Origin of the sequence: Mycobacterium sp. MAC_080597_8934, assembly GCF_000523975.1 — a bacterium.
Classification (GTDB): Bacteria; Actinomycetota; Actinomycetes; order Mycobacteriales; family Mycobacteriaceae; genus Mycobacterium; species Mycobacterium avium.
This window is the reverse complement of the sequence record NZ_JAOS01000052.1, coordinates 51,557-69,761: the sequence shown is the minus strand read 5'-3', so window position 1 is coordinate 69,761 and position 18,205 is coordinate 51,557. Positions and strand designations below refer to the sequence as shown.

Sequence of the window (18,205 nt, the reverse complement as noted above, 5' to 3'; positions counted from 1 at the left end):
CCACGACCTCACCTCCACCCCGCTCGTTCGACGCTTATCCAAGCGCTGGCGATCATTCGTATCGCCATTTTGTCACAGCGCGCCGATAACGGTATTCACCGAGGAATGCGGGCTACGAGCCGGCGCGGTGGTTGATTGCCTGGAACCAGGCCAGGTGATAGTGCGCGAGGTACTCGTGGCCGTCGATCAACGCCTGGATGGCCGCCAAAAGCATCCAGTCTCCGACAGCCGCAAGGTCGTGATGGGGATATGCCGTTAATACCGCGTGCTGAATTTCGGCGGTGCATTCGCGCAGCATCCGGATTTCGCTTTCTAGCACACCCGTCTTCCGCACCGCCGGTGCCGCGACCGCCTGGGCGATGCGCGGCAGGCCGTCGCGACGGCGGACGGCGTCCACCAGCGTGGGGCCCAGCTCGTCTACCTGCGGTGCGGCCGAGCGGGCCGGCCGATCGCCACTGAGCGTCGGCTCGTCCGAATCCGGTTCGGCCACATAGGTATTGGCGTGATGGGCGGCCGCGACCGTAACCGCGCCGAGCAGGTCCACCACGTTGGCGTCGTGGCGGCGGGCGGTCGGCTCGAGCAAGGTTACGTGGGCGGGCAGCCGGACGTGCGGTGGGATCCACCCGCTCGCTAGGTCGGTGACAAGGAGCGTGGTGGTGCCGTCGTCGCGCAGCCCCGCCGCCCAGGACAGGCGGGGTTCCTGCCGGGCTACCGCGTCGACGAGTCGCTGTAGCCGCTGCTGTTCGGCCGCCCGACTGGATGCGGCGCCGGCGGTCGCGCCCGCGGCCGCCGATACCGCCGATGCGTTCGCCAGCGTCGAGGAGCCCGCGCCGGCCTGGCCGGCCGCGGCCGACGCGGCACTGCGCTCCACCGGCGAGACCAGCGTGCCGCCCGCCGATGGCGACGATGCCGGCGAGGGGCCACCGGCGCGCCGGAGACCGGGCCGGTGGGCGCGGATGGCACCGATGGCGCCGCCACGACCGGTGGGCGTAGATCGGAACCGTAGGCGGGCAAAGATCCGGAGGGAACCGACGGCCCGCCGGTCGCCGCGGACGACCACGAGCCACCCGTCATGACCGCCGGTGCGACCGGAGCGGCGCCGCCTGCGGCCGACGGGGCCGGCGCGGCGGCCGGCGGCGCGTCGACGGGAGGCGTTGCCGCGATGAAGGCGCCTGCGCTGGGGACGGTCGGTGCTACCGGCGGTGTGCCCGCCGGGGTTTGCGGTGCCCCCGTCTCCATCGCTTGCAGCGTGTTCGCCGAAAAGGCTTGTCCGCCAGGCCCTGTCGCCTGGCCGGTCGCCAATCCGGAGGCGAACGATTGCGCCAGGTTGGGCTGCCCGCCCTGGCCGAGGCCCAGCCCCGACGGCGCCATCGCCGTAGGCGCGCCGTGTACGCCAGGGACGCCCGACGGGACAGTTCCCGAGGCGGCGGAGAACGACGGGGCGCCAGCGGGCGCCGGTGATGCTGGTGCCGTCGGCGGCGCAGGTGCGGACTGAACGCCATGGCCCTCCAGACCGCCTACCGCAGGCCCATCTGGTGCTTGCCCAGTTGCCGTACTACCGCCACTTGCCGGCTTTATGCCGTGTCCTTGCAAGCCGCTGATGGCAGAGCCACCATGGCTACCACCTTCGCCTGACACACCGCCATCATGGCCTCTGACTACAGTTGACACACCGCCCTCACCATGGCCTCCATGCCCACCGACAGCTGGCGTCTTGGCCGGTGCAGCTCCGGAGGTATGCAAGTCCGCATCCGTCAACTGGCGCGGGGGCGACGCGTCTTCTGCATTGAAGCCGTTTGCGCGTGCCCAGCTTCGTGCATCGGCCCCGATGCCTTCAATGTCGAGGATCTTTTGGGTTGCTGCCATCATCTTGTCGACGGCGTTCCGACTGGCATTTGCGGCATCTGCATTGCAGCGCGCCTGCACAGCTTGTATTTCAGCCAGCTTCTCTGGAGGTAGTTTTTTCGATGCGAGGATTTGGTTGATCTCGTTGTTCCCCGTACTCGCTATATCCGACAATCGGCTGCGTAGATAATCGTTCGCGTCGGCGGCAGAGTTAAATGCCGACTCCTTAGCCTTGTATTTTTCTGCAAGATCGAGGTGGAACTTTTCACCCTGCTGGAATCGATCTATGAGGTCGTCCGCCGTATGGCCCTGGTTGTGTGCCGCGAATAGCGTCCACTGGGCATGGAGGATCTCCGAATATGCCTGCTGTTCTACGCACGCCTCGCTCCAATGTTGGGCACCAGCGCGTAGTGCCGTCGAGGGTGACGGCCACCAAGGTCCAATTAACGCGGCTGTCCACGTACCGGGCGGGAGATCAGCTGCGACCATTCGCAGACCCGCTTTTCATCAAGGCGTCGTTAACCGCGATGCGATCAAATGTGGCGATGTCATTGAGCAACGGCTCAGATCGTACTTCGGCAACGACTACATGGTTTCCAATTAGAACGTTTCTTCCGCATGCGAATAGCAATACCGAAGCTGCAAGCCGGTGTTTGGGCACTGATCGATTCGAAGCATCCTGGTGGGCCAGCGCGCTAACCAGCGCAACGCCAGTCATTGCCGCGGTGACAGAAACCGCCTTCGCCAACCGGGGGTTCGGGTGCGATGCACGCTGCCCCAGATGCATCGGCAACCAATTTCCGGGCCGCTTTGGGGACGACCCATGACCAAGGAGCGAGGGCGGGCCCCCCATCTTGCACTCCCTTCTCGCGGTCAATGGCTGCTGCACGTCTTACAAGTTCATCTGAGGCTCACGGCTCTAGTGGAACAGGCGACCCGCGAGCGAGCAATTCACTCGCCAGGTGTAACGGTTGTTCCCCTTCTGCCCTGCAGCCTCGACGGAGCGAGTTGGTGAAGTTCGGACCACTTTTGGGAATCTGCGACCCCATCCGGAGTGCTCCTAAGAATCCCCGGCGGCCTCTGTCGTGCGCAACTAATACCTGTTACGGCCCAGAACCACCTTCGAGTAACGTGATCCGCGTAGAGGCGGAGTCTATCCATACGCTCTTGCCAACCGCGTGAAGGGAAACGCCCCACTACCCGCATACCTTTTTCATCGCTGCGTCCTTAGCGTTGGCATCGTCAAGCGCAGATTGCCATGCCGGGTCTTGGCCTCCTGCCAGGCTAGACGTGGCTGCAACGTTGCTATAGGCCTCGGCCAGGGCGAGGGCGGCTGCACGTTCGCTCTGAGGAAGTCCGGGATTGGTGTTGACTGCCTCTTCCAGCATCACTGCGCCGTTGACCGTCGCGATTCCTGCAAAGGCCTGGTTGCTCCCATTCGTTTCTATTTGCACCGCCCGCGCAGCCAGCTTGTAGCTGTCGCACAACTTCTGATGCGCAGCCGCCGTCTGCTCTGCCGTGTACGAGGGCGTCGTTGAGGTGGTCGAGGAAACCGTTGACGAACCACCGGTAGGCCGTGTCAACGCGACCACCAGAGCCGCACCGCCCAGCAGAACGGCCACCGCGGCCAAGGCGACCGCCGGCCATGTCCTCGAACGAGACGGCTGAGGAGGAAAAGCTGGCGCCCACTGCGTTGGATTCGGCGGCCCCGTCATTGGCCCCTGCCCAGGGGCCGGCGGCAAATCCCCCACCATGCTTCCTCCTAAGTGTCTGCAATCGCCCTTCGAGACCGTATCCCGAATACTCGGCTCCAATAGTTGAACAGCTAACGGCGTAACGAGCAATCACCGCGACTCCCGGTGGTGGCGAACTACCAGCCGCGAAAGCGTCGCTGCCGCCGATTCGCGGTGCGAACGCGGTCAGTGGTTGACGGTGCATGGGTCCCCACCGATCCCAGTGGCACGATGAACAGGCAAGCGTTGTAAGGCTTTTAGTGCCTCAGGCGCACAATGGTTGAGCCGATCACATAAAGGATCGGCCTCCACACCAACGTTTAGGCGTTCGATGGCGACGGGCTGGAACTGGGTCGCAGCGCCCGCATTTCGGTCGCGTTCTGCTGATCCATGTTGGTGAAACTATTGGCCGCGTGGTGCGCCTTGGTGCCAACACCGGTCAGCGTCTCGCTGTGCGCCTGCAGGTTCTGGACGTGTTGTTCGTGCGCGACCGCGACGGCACTATGGAATGCGTCGGCGGCGGCGAAGTCACCGAACATCCCGGACGCTACGGTCCCGCCCGCCAGTTGATCGGCCCCATCCCGGGCGTGACCGCCCGCGCGATGGGACTGGTTTCCTCCGGAGTGCAAAAGGTCGGTATCGACGAACATCAGCACTCCTTCCCTGCGTCGAACCTTTGCATTAAGCCTTGTGATCAGGCTAAACGCGGCGCACCGGGCGGTCAATTCACCCCATCACCAGACACCCCGCCCAACGGCCAACGGCCGCTAGAACCCGTGCCCATTGGTGACCGAGCGCGCCGGCCGCTCCCATTCCGGATCGACCACCACCGGCATCCGGATCTCCACCCGCGGCAGCGACAGCGTCCCCAACGGAGTGTGCACCCGGCCGAGAATGGACACCCGCGCCGCGTCTCGGTCGGGCGCCAGCATGCCCTCGGCCGCCAACTCGTTGCCGCGGCCGGTGACGATCTCGGTCATGTTGTGCAGCGCTTCGCTGCCCACGTCGTAGTAGTGCGAGTGGTCGGTGAACCACGGCATGACGCTGTGCGAACCGGCAACTTCGGCGCGGAACCGCACCGCCCCGAAACCGGCATGCGCCGGGTCGGTGCCCAGCCCGGCCAGCGGACCCAGCGGACCGCCCAGCGTCTCGTTGAGCCCATTGGGCAGACCGCGACCCGACTCGCCGATCCAGCTAATCGCATCGGTTGACGCCGCACCCACATACAGCCTGCCGCCGTCGAGGTGAAAGTCCGCGGCGCTGTGCGCCAAATCCGTTCCCGGGCAACCGGTTAGCACCGCGTCGTTGGCGCGCATACCGCTGTTGGCGAATGCGTCGGCCACCGTCGTCGACCCGTAGGAATGGCCGATGACCGTCACATGAGCCCGGCTTCCCGCGTCGTGTGTGGCGGCCAGCCCATTGACGTCGCCGGCCAACAGCACACCGGCCTGCCGCGCCCTCCAGGGCGTGCCGACCTGTTCCAATCTCGCCGGGTCGGTCACGGCCTGCTCCCAGTGCGAATCGTCGAATTCCGGTGCGTCATAACCCATCCAGGCCAGCACCGCGGTGGTGTGGTGGGGGCCGGCCCGCTGCGCTTGTGTGTAGAGGTTGATGGCGTCGTCGGCTCCGTCGGACATCCAGCCGCCGCGCACGCTGCTATTGGTGCCCGGCACGACGACCGCGGTGTTGCGGGACTTGTCCGGGTTGCCGATGGCGATGCCCGCCCTGCCCTTGCCCGCGAACGCCAGCGGGTCGTAGGCCCACAGCATCAGCGGCAACCCGGGGTCACACGCCTTGTTGAGGCAGTCGTTGGTCTTCACCGCGTTCTGGTACCGGACGATGTCGGTGGCGCACAGCCCGTAGGACGCCGGGTCGCTGAACATGTCGGCGTCCCGGTTGCGGAGCGCGTTGTCGCGCAGCGCCTCAACCGATACACCCCGCACCCGGGCGACGGCTTCGACCTTGCTCAGGTCGTCAGTCATCGTCGCCCGATTGACCGAGTCACGCGCCTCGGCGGGAATACCGTTGAGATTGCCCAACTCCTGCGGATGCTGATCGATCAACAAACGCTGCTGAGCGTCACTCAGCGAATCCCACCACCACTTCACCTGCTCAGGGCTGGTGTCGGCGGGCGGGATCGACAACTCGTCGACGCCCCTGACGTCCGCCGGGTCGACACCATCGGCCTGCAGGCGTGCCAGCGCGCTGTGCAGTAGCCGGGAATAACTCTCCCGAACCTGGCTGAGCACCAACGTGATTGCCTTGGTCTCGGTGACGGCGCTGTAGCGCAGCTCCTCGGCCGCGCAGTGATCGGCCTCCTCGAGGGCCTGGCCGATCTCGTCGTCGATGGCCGCGAGGTCATATTCCAGCGCTTCGATGTACCACGTGGACGTGCGTTGGGATTCGGCCAGCACCGCGGCGATGGTCTCCAAATCGGTTGCAATCCGCGGCAATTGCCGGCCCTCCACGGCTAACGCCTGGGTGACCCGCTGCACCTCGGCGGAGTCGTTGATCGGCAGCGCGCCGTTTCGGCGATTCCACGACGCCTCGAAACGACCTCGGGCCGCCGCAAACGCGACGTCGGCCTCCGCGGTGCTCATCCCCGCGTCATGAAACGCCCGGGCCAGGTAGGCGATCTGCGCCGGACGGCCAGCCTGCAGGCCCGAGTCGATCGACCACGGATCACCGCCGGCCTCGGCGACCAGAAACGGAATGCTCAAGTGGCGCAGCTGCATCGGCTGTATCCCCGGCGCGACGCCGCGTCAGATCACCACCCCGTACTCACAGCGCGCTGGCGCCGTCGGCGAGACCGTCACCGTCGGTATCGCTCAGCCGGACGTTCCATTTGCCGTCACCGTCGGTGTCGACGTATCCGGTCACACCGGTCTCGTCGGTGCGCAGCACCCGGTCGGCCAGCCCGTTACCGTCGGTATCGACGAGGCGGGCGTCGGGGCGGCCGTGGCCGTCGAAGTCGACCATGGGCCCGCCGGTGTGCTCGACGCCGTCGAGGCCGAACCAACGCAGTTGCCCGTTGCGATCCACGGCCACCGCCCACGTTCCCGAACCGTCGTCGGTGAAATAGGCCTCGGGCGTGCCGTCGTTGTCGAGATCCAGCACGGCGTGATCGACGAGGCCGTCCCCGTCCAGATCCGCCAGTGCATCGTCGCGCAGCCCGTCGTGGTCGAAGTCCAGCCCGATCGATTCGAAACGGCCGTCGCCGTCAAGGTCGAGGTCGGGTTGACCGTGCCAGATCGCGGCCGCGCCGCCGTCGCCTGCCAAGCAATAGTCCACAAATTGTCGGACGCGCGGCCGCGGCTACCCGTTCCCGCGAGATCGCCACCAGGACAGCAGTTCTGCGGTCGCCTCGTCGGGATCCAACGGTCCCCGCTCCAGCCGCAGCTCCTTCAGGAACCGCCACGCCTCCCCGACCTGAGGGCCGGCCGGGATGCCCAGGATCTCCATGATCTGGTTGCCGTCCAGATCGGGGCGCACCCGCGCCAAGTCTTCTTGGGCGGCCAGCTCGGCGATGCGCGCCTCGAGCCGGTCATAGCTTGCCTGCAGCCGGGCGGCCCGGCGCTTGTTGCGGGTGGTGCAGTCGGCGCGCACGAGTTTGTGCAGCCGCGGCAGCAGCGGCCCGGCATCGGTGACGTAGCGGCGCACCGCCGAATCGGTCCACTTGCCGTCGCCGTAGCCGTGGAACCGCAGATGCAGGTACACCAGCTGCGAGACGTCGTCGACCATCTGCTTCGAATACTTCAAGGCGCGCAACCGTTTTCGGACCATCTTGGCGCCGACCACCTCGTGGTGGTGAAAACTCACGCCGCCGTTGGGCTCGTGGCGTCGGGTGGCGGGCTTGCCGATGTCGTGCAGCAGCGCGGCCCAGCGCAGCACCAGATCCGGGCCGTGGTCTTCGAGGGCGATCGCCTGACGCAACACGGTCAGCGAGTGCTGGTAGACGTCCTTGTGCTGGTGGTGTTCGTCGATGGCCATCTGCATGCCGCCGATCTCGGGCAGCACCACCTCACCCATTCCGCTGTGCACCAGCAGATCGATCCCGGCCACCGGATCGTCGCCGAGCACCAACTTGTCCAGCTCGGCGGCCACCCGCTCCCCGCTGATCCGGGCCAGCTGCGGGGCCATCCGCTCGATCGCTTCACCCACCCGCGGCGCGACGGTGAAGCCGAGCTGCGACACGAACCGGGCCGCGCGCAGCATCCGCAACGGATCGTCGCCGAACGACTCCTCCGGTGTGGCCGGGGTGTCCAGCACCCGCTGGCGCAGCGCCGCCAATCCGCCCAGGGGGTCCAGGAATTCGCCCGGCCCGTCGGGCGTGATCCGCACCGCCATGGCGTTGGCCGTGAAATCGCGGCGCACCAGGTCGTCCTCGAGGCGATTACCGAAGCGCACCTGGGGATTTCGGGACACCTGGTCATAGGTGTCGGCGCGGAACGTGGTGATCTCCAGGCGGCGGTCGCCCTTGCCGACCCCGACGGTGCCGAACTCGATTCCGGTGTCCCACAGGTTGTCGGCCCACCGCCGCAGGATTTGCTGCACCTGGTCGGGGCGCGCGTCGGTGGTGAAATCCAGGTCGGGGCTCAACCGGCCCAGCAGGGCATCGCGCACCGAACCGCCGACGAGGTAGAGCTGGTGGCCCGCGGCGTCGAACGCAGAACCCAGCTCGCGCAGCATCGGCGCATGCTTGTTGAGCGCGACCGCGGCGGCGGTCAGCAGCTCGGCATCCTGGGCGGCGTCAGGCACGTTCGATCAGCCTAGTCGGACCTGCACCAAAAGCCGGTGTGAGGAGCCTCGCACGGGATCAATGGTGAATTGACCCGGCGCGGAGCGTCAGTAGCCTTACGCGCAGCGAGAAGGGTGAACGGCGGGACGTTGCGGTGCATCTCCGATACATAAGCAAGGCCGCGCTGATTATGTTCGCGGGCGGAGACCCGTGGAAGATCAACGCCACATTGCAGAGCGGCCGGCCGGCCCAGATCTCGAACCTTGCAAAAGCGTTTCATGACGCCGGACGATCCACGGGAGAAGCCGAAGCCGCGTTCAACCTGGCGCGGGGTCGCTTCGAGCAGGCTTGGACACACGAGAACGGCGAGAATCCGATCAACGGCTCGGCCGAGGTTCAACGGGCTACGACCTCACTCGGGGTACAAGCAGCTCAATTACCGAAAATCGGAGCCGATCTGGAGAAGGTCGCGGCGGCACTGGCCGAGGCCCAACGGTCGGGAAGGGGCGAGATTTCCTCGCTCGAAGGCGCGCTGCGAGATCTCGACGATCAAGTCGGTGAGGCGGTCGAGCTGGAGAAGAACCCTCAGTTGACGGCTTCGGAGAGGCATTTGCTGGATCACTACATCGACGGACTCGAGAAGCATGCGATCGATGACACCAAGGCATCAGTAGCCAATCTGACGCGAATCCACGATCAATATTCTCAGCAGCTGCACACTTCTATGGCCAACCTGCGTGAGCAGGACGGCTACGACCCGCCAATCCAGGCATTTGACGGCGACGTTCCGGAATCGCCCTCGCAGGACCAACGTCGTCACAACCAGATCGAGGCCTTCAAACAGGTCTTTGGCCGTGAACCATCTTCGGCCGCAGACTGGGAGACCGCTGCCGCGCTGGATTCGCAGACCTATGACTCCAAGTTCAACGGCGCCAAATCGGAGATCCGGGTGGTCAGGATCCGCCCGGTACCCGGGCAGGGGGTGGTCCGTGTCTCGCAGTGGATCGAACAACGCGATGTAAGAAGCTTTCCGCCTTGGAAGCGAGATCTTGGGAACAACCGCGGGGCCAATCCCAATTTCGACCCAGAGGACACCAAGGTAACCACATACATCGACTACGAAAATGGCATCGTTGTCTTGAGGCAGAATCCTTCCGTCGAAGAGAATTCGACAGGCGGGCCAGGCCCCGTGAAGGTCGGCATTCCGAAAGGCAGCGTTACGCAGCTTCCCGATGGATCGGTCCGGATTAAGTACGACGCCGGCAATCCTTTCGCGCCAGGCATCTCCGCCGATCCCAAGGGACCCCTTATGGACCACACGGTCACGGTCAACGGTGACCTGGTCTTCACCCCGGGGCCGGAAGGTGTGCAGGTGAATGGCACGCGCAGCAATTACCCCTCCTTGGAGGTGTATCAAGATCGGCCAGGCGGCACGACGCACACGGTGCTTACCGACCCGGCGCGATCCGGCAGCTCAGACGGACCGCTGTTGAATTTGCCCCGGCACCACGACGTAGGTCCGCTCGGCGGTAAGGCATTCGCGCCGTTCGACACCGGCCGATGGAATCCAAAGTACGATGTGCCGACTCCCCTACCTGCCACCGACTTTGGACCAATCACCGACATCCCTTCTGTGCCCCCTCTGCCCACAGGCAGTGCAGTTCCCGCTTGATCACGAAGTGAGGACGACTAGTTATGCGCTCTTCGGCTCGCGAGCCATTCTTCGATGCTGAGGCGTGGCGTATAGCGACCGTATCTGCACCATTTGTCGTGCAAGGTGTCTTGGCGTTGCTGATGCTCACCTTATGGCTGTTGGGTGAGGGGCCGTTCAAAACGCATAGTGCGTACGCGGGCGAACGCGCCTGGATGGTGACTGCGTCGCTGATCGCCTCGGCGGTGTCTTTGTCAATCAGCGTCCCACTGGCGTGGACGCCGTCCTCACGGCGTCGCGGTATCTCGCTCAGCCTCGCCGGCTGTTCCGCTCTTGTACTCGTCGGCGGCGTCCTTTACGCCTACCTGACCATGCGATGAAAGGGGTATGCCGGTGGATGGAGCGCCTTCTGCCCAATTGAATGGCCGTTACGGGCCGCTCAGTTTTCTCGTCACCCTTGCGCATATCCTCGTGATCGACTTTGCAACTTGGCTTTTCATGCCCTGGCTGATCTTGGTTCTTGTAGCGGTACCTGTATTGCTTGCGTATGCGGTAATTGGTGCCTTCGTTGCGCGAGGCCGCGGCAAGACCGGCCAGATCGGCCGCGGGATGCTTTGGGGTAGCGTCTCGGCGCCGTTGTCGGTATTAATCTTCGTTCCAGTCTGGCTCATTGCCCAAGCGATCGGCCCGATCTGACGAGACGCCTTCCGCCGGGTCCTCCCGCGCCCACCCAGCGGCGAGTATGTCCAGGAGAACATGCCGTGCCAGCTACTATCGCTTGGGTGTCGGACGGCGAACAAGGCAAACCACGTCGGCGCCGGGGGCGGCGCCGCGGTCGTGGTGCTGCAACGTCGTCGGAGAAACAGACCAACGGTCAACTGACCGGCGACTCGACCGCCACCAAGCCCCGCCGATCCCGTGCCGCTCGCCGTGCACCGGATCGGCTGCGCACCGTGCACGAAACCTCCGCCGGCGGCCTGGTCATCGACGGCCTGGACGGGCCGCGCGAATCGCAGGTCGCCGCCCTGATCGGGCGCATCGACCGGCGCGGCCGCATGCTGTGGTCGCTGCCCAAAGGGCACATCGAGCTCGGTGAGACCGCCGAACAAACCGCGATCAGAGAGGTAGCCGAAGAGACCGGCATCCGGGGCAGCGTGCTGGCCGCGCTGGGCCGCATCGACTACTGGTTCGTCACCGACGGCCGGCGCGTGCACAAGACCGTGCACCACTATCTAATGCGCTTCTCCGGCGGGGAACTCTCCGACGAGGACCTCGAGGTCGCCGAGGTCGCCTGGGTGCCGATGCGCGAGCTGCCGTCCCGGCTGGCCTACGCCGACGAACGCCGGCTGGCCCGGGTCGCCGACGAGCTGATCGACAAGCTGCAAAGCGACGGCCCGGCCGCGCTTCCGCCGCTGCCGCCCAGCTCCCCGCGCCGCCGCCCACAGACGCATTCCCGGACGCGGCATTCGGAGACGCGGCATTCGGACAAACCGGCCACCGGCCGGAAGAACGGCCACGGACCGGGGCCGTGACGGCGCCGCGTTTGTGTTGGGCCGGCTGGTTGCGCATCGCCGCCGTGCTCGGCGTCCTGGCCGGGCTTGCGGTGCTCACCGGGCCGGTGACACCGCGCGCGGTCGCCGGCGAGCCGGGTGTGACGCCGTTCGTCCGGGTGCGCATCGACCAGGTCACCCCCGACGTCGTCACCACCACCAGCCCGCCCGTCGTCACGGTCAGCGGCATGGTGACCAACATCGGCGACCGGCCCGTCCGCGACGTCATGGTCCGCCTCGAGCACGCCGGCCCGGTCACCGCGTCGGCGGGTTTGCGCACCAGCCTGGACGGCGACACCGACCAGTACCAGGCCGCCGCCGACTTTCTCACCGTCGCACCCGAACTGCAGCGCGGGCAGGAGGTTGGCTTCACCCTGTCGGCACCGCTGCGCGCGCTGACCAAGCAGTCGCTGGGCGTCGAGAAGCCCGGCATCTACCCCGTCCTGGTCAACGTCAACGGCACGCCCGACTACGGCGCGCCCGCGCGGCTGGACAACGCGCGCTTCCTGCTGCCCGTGGTGGGGGTGCCGCCGGACCGCGCCGACGACCTCGGCTCGGCCGTCGCACCCGACACCTCCAAACCGGTGGGGATCACCATGCTGTGGCCGCTGGCCGACCGGCCCCGGCTGGCCCCCGGCGTGCCGGGCGGCACCATCCCCGTCCGCCTGGTCGACGACGACCTGGCCACCTCGCTGGCCAGCGGTGGCCGGCTCGACATCCTGCTGGCCGCGGCCGAGGTCGCCACCAGCCACGACGTCGACCCCGACGGCGCCGTCAGCCGCGCGCTGTGCCTGGCGGTCGACCCGGATCTGCTGGTCACCGTCAACGCCATGACCGCGGGCTACGTCGTCTCCGACTCCCCCGACGGGCCGGCCCAACTGCCCGGCACCCCCACCCACCCGGGCACCGGGCAGGCCACCGCGACCGAATGGCTCAACCGGCTGCGGGCGCTGGCGCACCGCACCTGCGTGGCCCCGCTGCCCTACGCGCAGGCCGACCTCGATGCCCTGCAGCGCGTCAACGACCCGGGCCTCAGCAACACCGCCCTCACCAGCGTCAACAGCATCGTCGACAAGATCCTGGACGTCCCCTCCACCCGCGGCGCCACGCTGATGCCCGACGGGCGGCTGACCGGCCGGGCGGTCAAACTGCTCGGCGCCAACCAGACCACCGTCGCGGTCACCGCCGCCGACCTGTCGGCCGGCGACGCCCAGAGCTCCTCGGAGACCAGCGTCGACACCGCGCCGCGGCGGGTGTCCCCGCAGGTCGTGGCGGCGCCGTTCGACCCGGCCGTCGGGGCCGCGCTGGCCGGCGCCGGCGTCAACCCCGAAGTTCCGACCTATCTCGACTCGTCGCTGACCGTTCGGCTGGCGCACGATTCGGTGACCGCCCGCCGCCAGGACGCGCTGGGCTCCATGTTCTGGCACGCGCTGCGCCACGACGACACCCCCCGCACCCAGCTCCTGGTCCCCCCGGCGACCTGGAATCTGCAGGCCGACGATGCGCAGGTGATCTTGACCGCGCTGACCACCAGCATCCGCTCCGGTCTGGCGGTGCCGCGCCCGCTGCCGGCGGTGATCGGCGAAGCCACCCAGGCCGCACAAACCGGCGCCCCACTCGCGAACCATGTCAGCGCGGACGGCTCGACCCGCGGGCAGTTCAACGACGACGTCACCGGCGCGATCACCGGTCAGGTCGGCCGGCTGTGGGGGCTGACGTCGGCGCTGATGACCGACGACCGCACCGGGCTGACCGGCGTGCAGTACACCGCGCCGCTGCGCGAGGACATGCTGCGCGCGCTCAGCCAATCCGAACCGCCGGACAGCCGCAACGGGCTGGCCCAGCAGCGGCTGGCGGTGGTCGGCAAGACGATCAACGACCTGTTCGGCGCCGTGACGATCGTCAACCCGGGCGGCTCCTACACCCTGGCCACCGAGCACAGTCCGCTGCCGCTGGCGCTGCACAACGGCCTGGCCGTGCCGATCCGGGTGCGGGTGCACGTGGACGCCCCGCCCGGCATGAACGTCACCGACGTCGGGGTGATCGAGCTGCCGCCGGGGTACCTGCCGCTGCGGATCCCGATCGAGGTGAACTTCACCCAGCGGGTCGCGGTCGACGTGACCTTGCGGACCGCCGACGGGATGCGGCTGGGCGAGCCGGTGCGGTTGTCGGTGCACTCCAACGCCTACGGCAAGGTGCTGTTCGCCATCACCCTGTCCGCCGCGGCGGTGCTGGTCCTGCTGGCGGGCCGGCGGCTGTGGCACCGCTTCCGCGGCCAGCCCGATCGCGCCGACCTGGACCGCCCCGATCCCCCCGATGCCCGGCACGCCGCCCAGCCCGACCTCGCCGACCCGCGCGTCGAACAAGAGCACCGCGTATGAACCCCGCCTACCGGCAGGCCGCACCGCACCACCGCGGCCTGCCCGAGCCGCCGCGGCGTCCCCGCATGCCGGGCTCCCCGCCGACCGGGCCGCTGCCGCCCGTCCCCGCCGGAATCGACCGGCGCCGCCCGGAGCTGTCGGACTCGGCGCTGGTGTCGCGGTCGTGGGCGATGGCGTTCGCGACGTTGGTCAGCCGTCTTACCGGCTTCGCCCGGGTGGTGCTGCTGGCCGCGATCCTGGGCGCGGCGCTATCCAGCGCGTTCTCGGTGGCCAATCAGCTGCCCAACCTGGTGGCGGCCCTGGTGTTGGAGGCGACGTTCACCGCGATCTTCGTGCCGGTGCTGGCCCGCGCCGAGCAGAGCGACCCCGACGGCGGCGCGGCGTTCGTGCGGCGCCTGGTCACGCTGACGACCGCGCTGCTGATCGTCGCGACGGCGCTGTCGGTGGCGGCCGCCCCGCTGCTGGTACGGCTGATGCTGGGCCGCACCCCGCAGGTCAACGAGCCGCTCACCGTCGCCTTCGCCTACCTGCTGCTGCCCCAGGTGCTGGCCTACGGGCTCACTTCGGTGTTCATGGCAATCCTGAACACCCGCAACGTGTTTGGGCCGACAGCGTGGGCGCCGGTGGTCAACAACGTCGTCGCCCTCGCCACCCTGGCGGTGTACGCGCTGGTGCCCGGCGAGCTGTCGGTGGATCCGGTGCGGATGGGCAACGCCAAGCTGCTGGTGCTGGCGGTCGGCACCACGCTGGGCGTGTTCGCCCAGACCGGGGTGCTGGTGGTGGCGCTGCGCCGCCAGCACGTGGACCTGCGTCCACTGTGGGGAATCGACCAGCGGCTCAAGCGATTCGGCACCATGGCCGCCGCCATGGTGCTCTACGTGCTGATCAGCCAGCTCGGCCTGGTGGTCGGAAACCAGATCGCCAGCACCGCAGCCGCTTCCGGCCCGGCGATCTACAACTACACCTGGCTGGTGCTGATGCTGCCGTTCGGCATGATCGGCGTGACGGTGCTGACCGTGGTGATGCCGCGGCTGAGCCGCAACGCCGCCGCCGACGACACCCGGGCCGTGCTGGCCGACCTGTCGCTGGCCACCCGGCTGACCCTGATCACGCTGATCCCGATCGTGGCGTTCATGACCGTCGGCGGCCCCGCGATGGGCAGCGCGCTGTTCGCCTACGGCCACTTCGGCGACGTCGACGCCGGCTACCTGGGCGCCGCGATCGCCCTATCCGCGTTCACCCTGATCCCCTACGGCCTGGTGCTGCTGCAGCTGCGGGTGTTCTACGCCCGCGAACAGCCCTGGACCCCGATCGTGATCATCCTGGTCATCACGGCGGTCAAGATCCTCGGTTCGGTGCTGGCGCCGCACCTCACCGGCGACCCCAAGCTGGTGGCCGGCTTCCTCGGTCTGGCCAACGGCGTCGGCTTCCTGGCCGGCGCGGTCATCGGCTACGTCCTGCTGCGCCGCACGCTGCTGCCGGGCGGCGGCCATCTGATCGGGGTCGGCGAGGTGCGCACCATCCTGGTCACGCTGACCGCCGCCATGCTGGCCGGACTGGTCGCGCACGTGGCCGACCGGCTGCTGGGGCTGGGCGCGCTGACGGCGCACGGCGGCGGCGCCGGCTCGCTGCTGCGCCTGCTGGTGCTGGCGCTCATCATGGTGCCGATCACGGCCGCGGTGATGCTGCGCGCGCAGGTTCCCGAAGCCCGGGCCGCCCTGGACGCCGTCCGCTTCCGCATCACGGGCCGGGGACCGCGGCCCCGCAAACCCGCTGCGCCGGATCGATCGTCTCACCGGCGCCCGGTCACGTACCCTGAGCAGAGGAATTCGTCCCCGCCTGGGGTAAATGCGGTCCAGGAGCCGATCCGGCGCAGGCCTCCGGAGCGGGCAAACCGAGCCCGGCTAGTGAAAGGACCGGAGGTGACCGACCGCCCGATGGAGAGCGCCGCATCCAGCGCCGGGCCCGGCACAGGGTCGGGTGCTCCGCGGCCGGTCGCCGACGACTTCCAGCCCGACATTCCCGCCGACCAGCCCGACCGCCCCGCAAGGCCGACCCGCGGCCGCCGACCAGAAAAACGGCGACGCCGGGACCCGCCGCGGCCCGTTCGACGTGCCCGCGAGCGCGCCGCCGACTCGTCGACCGACGACGTCCACCTGGTCCCCGGCGCCCGCATCGCCGGCGGCCGGTACCGGTTGCTGGTGTTCCACGGCGGCGCCCCGCCGCTGCAGTTCTGGCAGGCCCTCGACACCGCCCTGGACCGGCAGGTCGCGCTGACCTTCGTCGATCCCGACCGCGCCCTGCCCGACGAGGTGCTGCAGGAGATCCTGTCCCGCACGCTGCGGCTCAGCCGCATCGACAAGCCCGGCATCGCCCGGGTGCTCGACGTGGTGCACACCGGCTCCGGCGGCCTGGTGGTCTCCGAGTGGATCCGCGGCGGATCGCTGCAGGAGGTCGCCGACACCGCGCCGTCACCGGTGGGCGCCGTACGGGCCATGCAGTCGCTGGCCGCCGCCGCCGACGCGGCGCACCGCGCCGGCGTCGCCCTGTCGATCGATCACCCGAGCCGGGTGCGGGTCAGCATCGAAGGCGACGTGGTGCTGGCCTACCCGGCGACCATGCCCGACGCCAACCCGCAGGACGACATCCGCGGCATCGGGGCCGCGCTGTATGCGCTGCTGGTCAATCGGTGGCCGCTGGCCGAGAGCGGGGTGCGCAGCGGGCTCGCACCGGCCGAACGCGACTCCTCGGGCAACCCCGTCGAACCGATGGCCATCGACCGCGACATTCCCTTCCAGATCTCCGCGGTCGCCGTCCGGGCGGTCCAGGATGACGGCGGAATCCGCAGTGCCTCAACGCTTTTGAACCTGCTTCAGCAGGCCACCGCGGTCGCCGACCGCACCGAGGTGCTCGGGCCGATCGACGATTCGCCCTCGCCGTCGACGGCGCTCATCTCGCCCGGGAACGATCCTGCGACCTTCGCGCGGCGGCGGCGCAACGTGCTCATCGGGGTGGGCGCCGGCCTGGCCGTCCTCGTCGCGGCGCTGCTGGTGCTGGCGTCGATCGTGAGCAAGATCTTCGGCAACGTCGGCGGCGGCCTCAACAAGGACGAGCTGGGCCTCAATGGGCCCTCGTCGTCCACGTCGGCGCCGCAGACCACCACGTCCGCGGCCGCCGGCAGCGTCGTCAAACCCACCCGGGCCAGCGTCTTCTCCCCCGACGGCGACGCCGACAACCCGGGCACCGCCGGCCAGGCGATCGACGGCGATCCCTCCACCGCCTGGGCGACCGAGGTCTACACCGACGCCGTGCCGTTCCCCAGTTTCAAACAGGGCGAGGGCCTGATCCTGCAGCTGCCCAGCCCGACCGTGGTCGGCCAGGTCAGCATCGACACGCCCAGCACCGGGACCAAGGTGGAGATCCGGGCGGCGTCGTCCCCGACACCGGCCGGCCTCAACGACACGACCGTGCTGGCCCCGGCCTTCACCCTCAAGCCGGGCCACAACGTCATCCCGGTGCGGGCCGGTTCGCCGACGTCGAATCTGCTGGTGTGGATCTCGACGCTGGGCACCACCAACGGCAAGAGCCAGGCCGGATTTTCCGAGATCACGGTCCAGGCCGCGTCCTGAATCCCGGCCCGTCGCAAGCACTCACATGAGCGCCGGCGAGTGAAGTGCCGCGGGATACCCGATTGGTTACTGTCCGGCCGTGGGCTTCGGAAGAGACGGCAACGGTGACCGCAGCGACGCCGAGCTGCTGGCAGCCCACGTGGCCGGCGACCGGTACGCCTTCGGCGAGCTGTTCGGCCGGCATCAGCGCCACCTGCACCGGCTGGCCCGGCTTACGACGCGCAGCCCCGAGGACGCCGAAGACGCGCTGCAGGACGCCATGCTCTCGGCACACCGCGGCGCGGGCGCGTTCCGGCATGACGCGGCCGTCGGCAGCTGGCTGCACCGCATCGTGGTGAACGCCTGCCTGGACCGGCTGCGCCGCACCAAGGCCCACCCGACGGTCCCGCTGGAAGACATCTATCCGGTCGCCGATCGCACGGCCCAGGTGGAGACGACGCTGGCGGTACAGCGCGCCCTGATGCGGCTGCCGGTCGAACAACGCGCGGCGATCGTCGCCGTCGACATGCAGGGCTATTCGGTGGCCGACACCGCGCGGCTGCTCGGTGTTGCCGAGGGCACCGTCAAGAGCCGGTGCGCCCGCGCCCGGGTGCGGCTCGCCGAACTGCTGGGCTATCTCGATGCCGGGGCCCACGCCGCTGCCGAGGGCGCCGCCGGCCAGGCCTGACGGCGGCCCCG

General features: G+C 68.3%; 12 protein-coding genes and 1 pseudogene. 7 read left to right on the top strand and 6 right to left on the bottom strand.

The genetic code is table 11. The annotated features are described in order from the left end of the window. Positions 1-112: 112 nt before the first annotated feature. The 6 genes from NF20_RS28575 to NF20_RS22570 all read right to left on the bottom strand — a co-directional run bounded on the left by NF20_RS28575 (position 113) and on the right by NF20_RS22570 (position 8,336). Positions 113-871 carry a DUF5631 domain-containing protein gene (locus NF20_RS28575; RefSeq protein ID WP_081759562.1) on the bottom strand — a complete coding sequence of 253 codons (759 nt, stop codon included), beginning with the start codon at positions 869-871 and terminating at the stop codon, positions 113-115. 2,170 nt (positions 872-3,041) lie between these two features. Continuing rightward, positions 3,042-3,689 (bottom strand): hypothetical protein, encoded by a 648-nt coding sequence (locus NF20_RS26905; RefSeq protein WP_019733521.1) that lies wholly within the window; start codon positions 3,687-3,689, stop codon positions 3,042-3,044. A gap of 209 nt (positions 3,690-3,898) precedes the next feature. Further along, positions 3,899-4,228, bottom strand: a complete 330-nt coding sequence (locus NF20_RS22585; protein ID WP_033712318.1) for a DUF2563 family protein — start codon at positions 4,226-4,228, stop codon at positions 3,899-3,901. Positions 4,229-4,345: 117 nt separating this feature from the next. Next, positions 4,346-6,313, bottom strand: coding sequence for an alpha/beta hydrolase (locus NF20_RS22580; RefSeq protein WP_033712226.1), 1,968 nt, complete (start codon positions 6,311-6,313; stop codon positions 4,346-4,348). A 46-nt stretch (positions 6,314-6,359) separates the two neighbouring features. Then, the gene (locus NF20_RS22575) at positions 6,360-6,869 is read right to left on the bottom strand and encodes a hypothetical protein (RefSeq protein ID WP_019733524.1); all 510 of its coding nucleotides are present in this window, start codon (positions 6,867-6,869) and stop codon (positions 6,360-6,362) included. Positions 6,870-6,893: 24 nt separating this feature from the next. Beyond that, complete coding sequence (locus NF20_RS22570; RefSeq protein WP_023900774.1) at positions 6,894-8,336, bottom strand: CCA tRNA nucleotidyltransferase; 1,443 nt, start codon at positions 8,334-8,336, stop codon at positions 6,894-6,896. Positions 8,337-8,470: 134 nt separating this feature from the next. Here NF20_RS22570 and NF20_RS27455 point away from each other — a divergent pair, with 134 nt between their 5' ends. The 7 genes and pseudogenes from NF20_RS27455 to sigM all read left to right on the top strand — a co-directional run bounded on the left by NF20_RS27455 (position 8,471) and on the right by sigM (position 18,194). Further along, on the top strand, positions 8,471-9,988 hold the full coding sequence (locus NF20_RS27455) for a hypothetical protein (RefSeq protein ID WP_172975552.1): 1,518 nt from the start codon (positions 8,471-8,473) through the stop codon (positions 9,986-9,988). A 110-nt stretch (positions 9,989-10,098) separates the two neighbouring features. Further along, a complete protein-coding gene (locus NF20_RS22560; RefSeq protein ID WP_224111707.1) occupies positions 10,099-10,347 on the top strand; it encodes a hypothetical protein in 249 nt (82 codons plus the stop codon). Positions 10,348-10,354: 7 nt separating this feature from the next. Then, on the top strand, positions 10,355-10,663 hold the full coding sequence (locus NF20_RS26895) for a hypothetical protein (protein WP_080576332.1): 309 nt from the start codon (positions 10,355-10,357) through the stop codon (positions 10,661-10,663). An 86-nt stretch (positions 10,664-10,749) separates the two neighbouring features. After that, a complete protein-coding gene (locus tag NF20_RS22555) occupies positions 10,750-11,499 on the top strand; it encodes an NUDIX hydrolase (protein WP_003878297.1) in 750 nt (249 codons plus the stop codon). Continuing rightward, positions 11,496-13,898 (top strand): hypothetical protein, encoded by a 2,403-nt coding sequence (locus NF20_RS22550; RefSeq protein WP_033712223.1) that lies wholly within the window; start codon positions 11,496-11,498, stop codon positions 13,896-13,898. Before NF20_RS22555 ends, NF20_RS22550 begins: the two co-directional genes overlap by 4 nt. Positions 13,899-13,963: 65 nt before the next feature. Then, positions 13,964-17,527: pseudogene (locus NF20_RS22545) on the top strand (lipid II flippase MurJ). 79 nt (positions 17,528-17,606) lie between these two features. Then, positions 17,607-18,194, top strand: a complete 588-nt coding sequence (gene sigM / locus NF20_RS22540) for an RNA polymerase sigma factor SigM (RefSeq protein WP_019734360.1) — start codon at positions 17,607-17,609, stop codon at positions 18,192-18,194. The last annotated feature ends 11 nt before the right edge of the window (positions 18,195-18,205 follow it).

What these genes read in the sequence shown, in the direction of transcription:
- NF20_RS26895 (WP_080576332.1), top strand. Translation starts at nt 10,355, where the DNA reads ATGCCGGTGGATGGAGCGCCTTCTGCCCAATTGAATGGCCGTTACGGG.
- NF20_RS22580 (WP_033712226.1), bottom strand. Translation starts at nt 6,313, where the DNA reads ATGCAGCTGCGCCACTTGAGCATTCCGTTTCTGGTCGCCGAGGCCGGC.
- NF20_RS22585 (WP_033712318.1), bottom strand. Translation starts at nt 4,228, where the DNA reads ATGTTCGTCGATACCGACCTTTTGCACTCCGGAGGAAACCAGTCCCAT.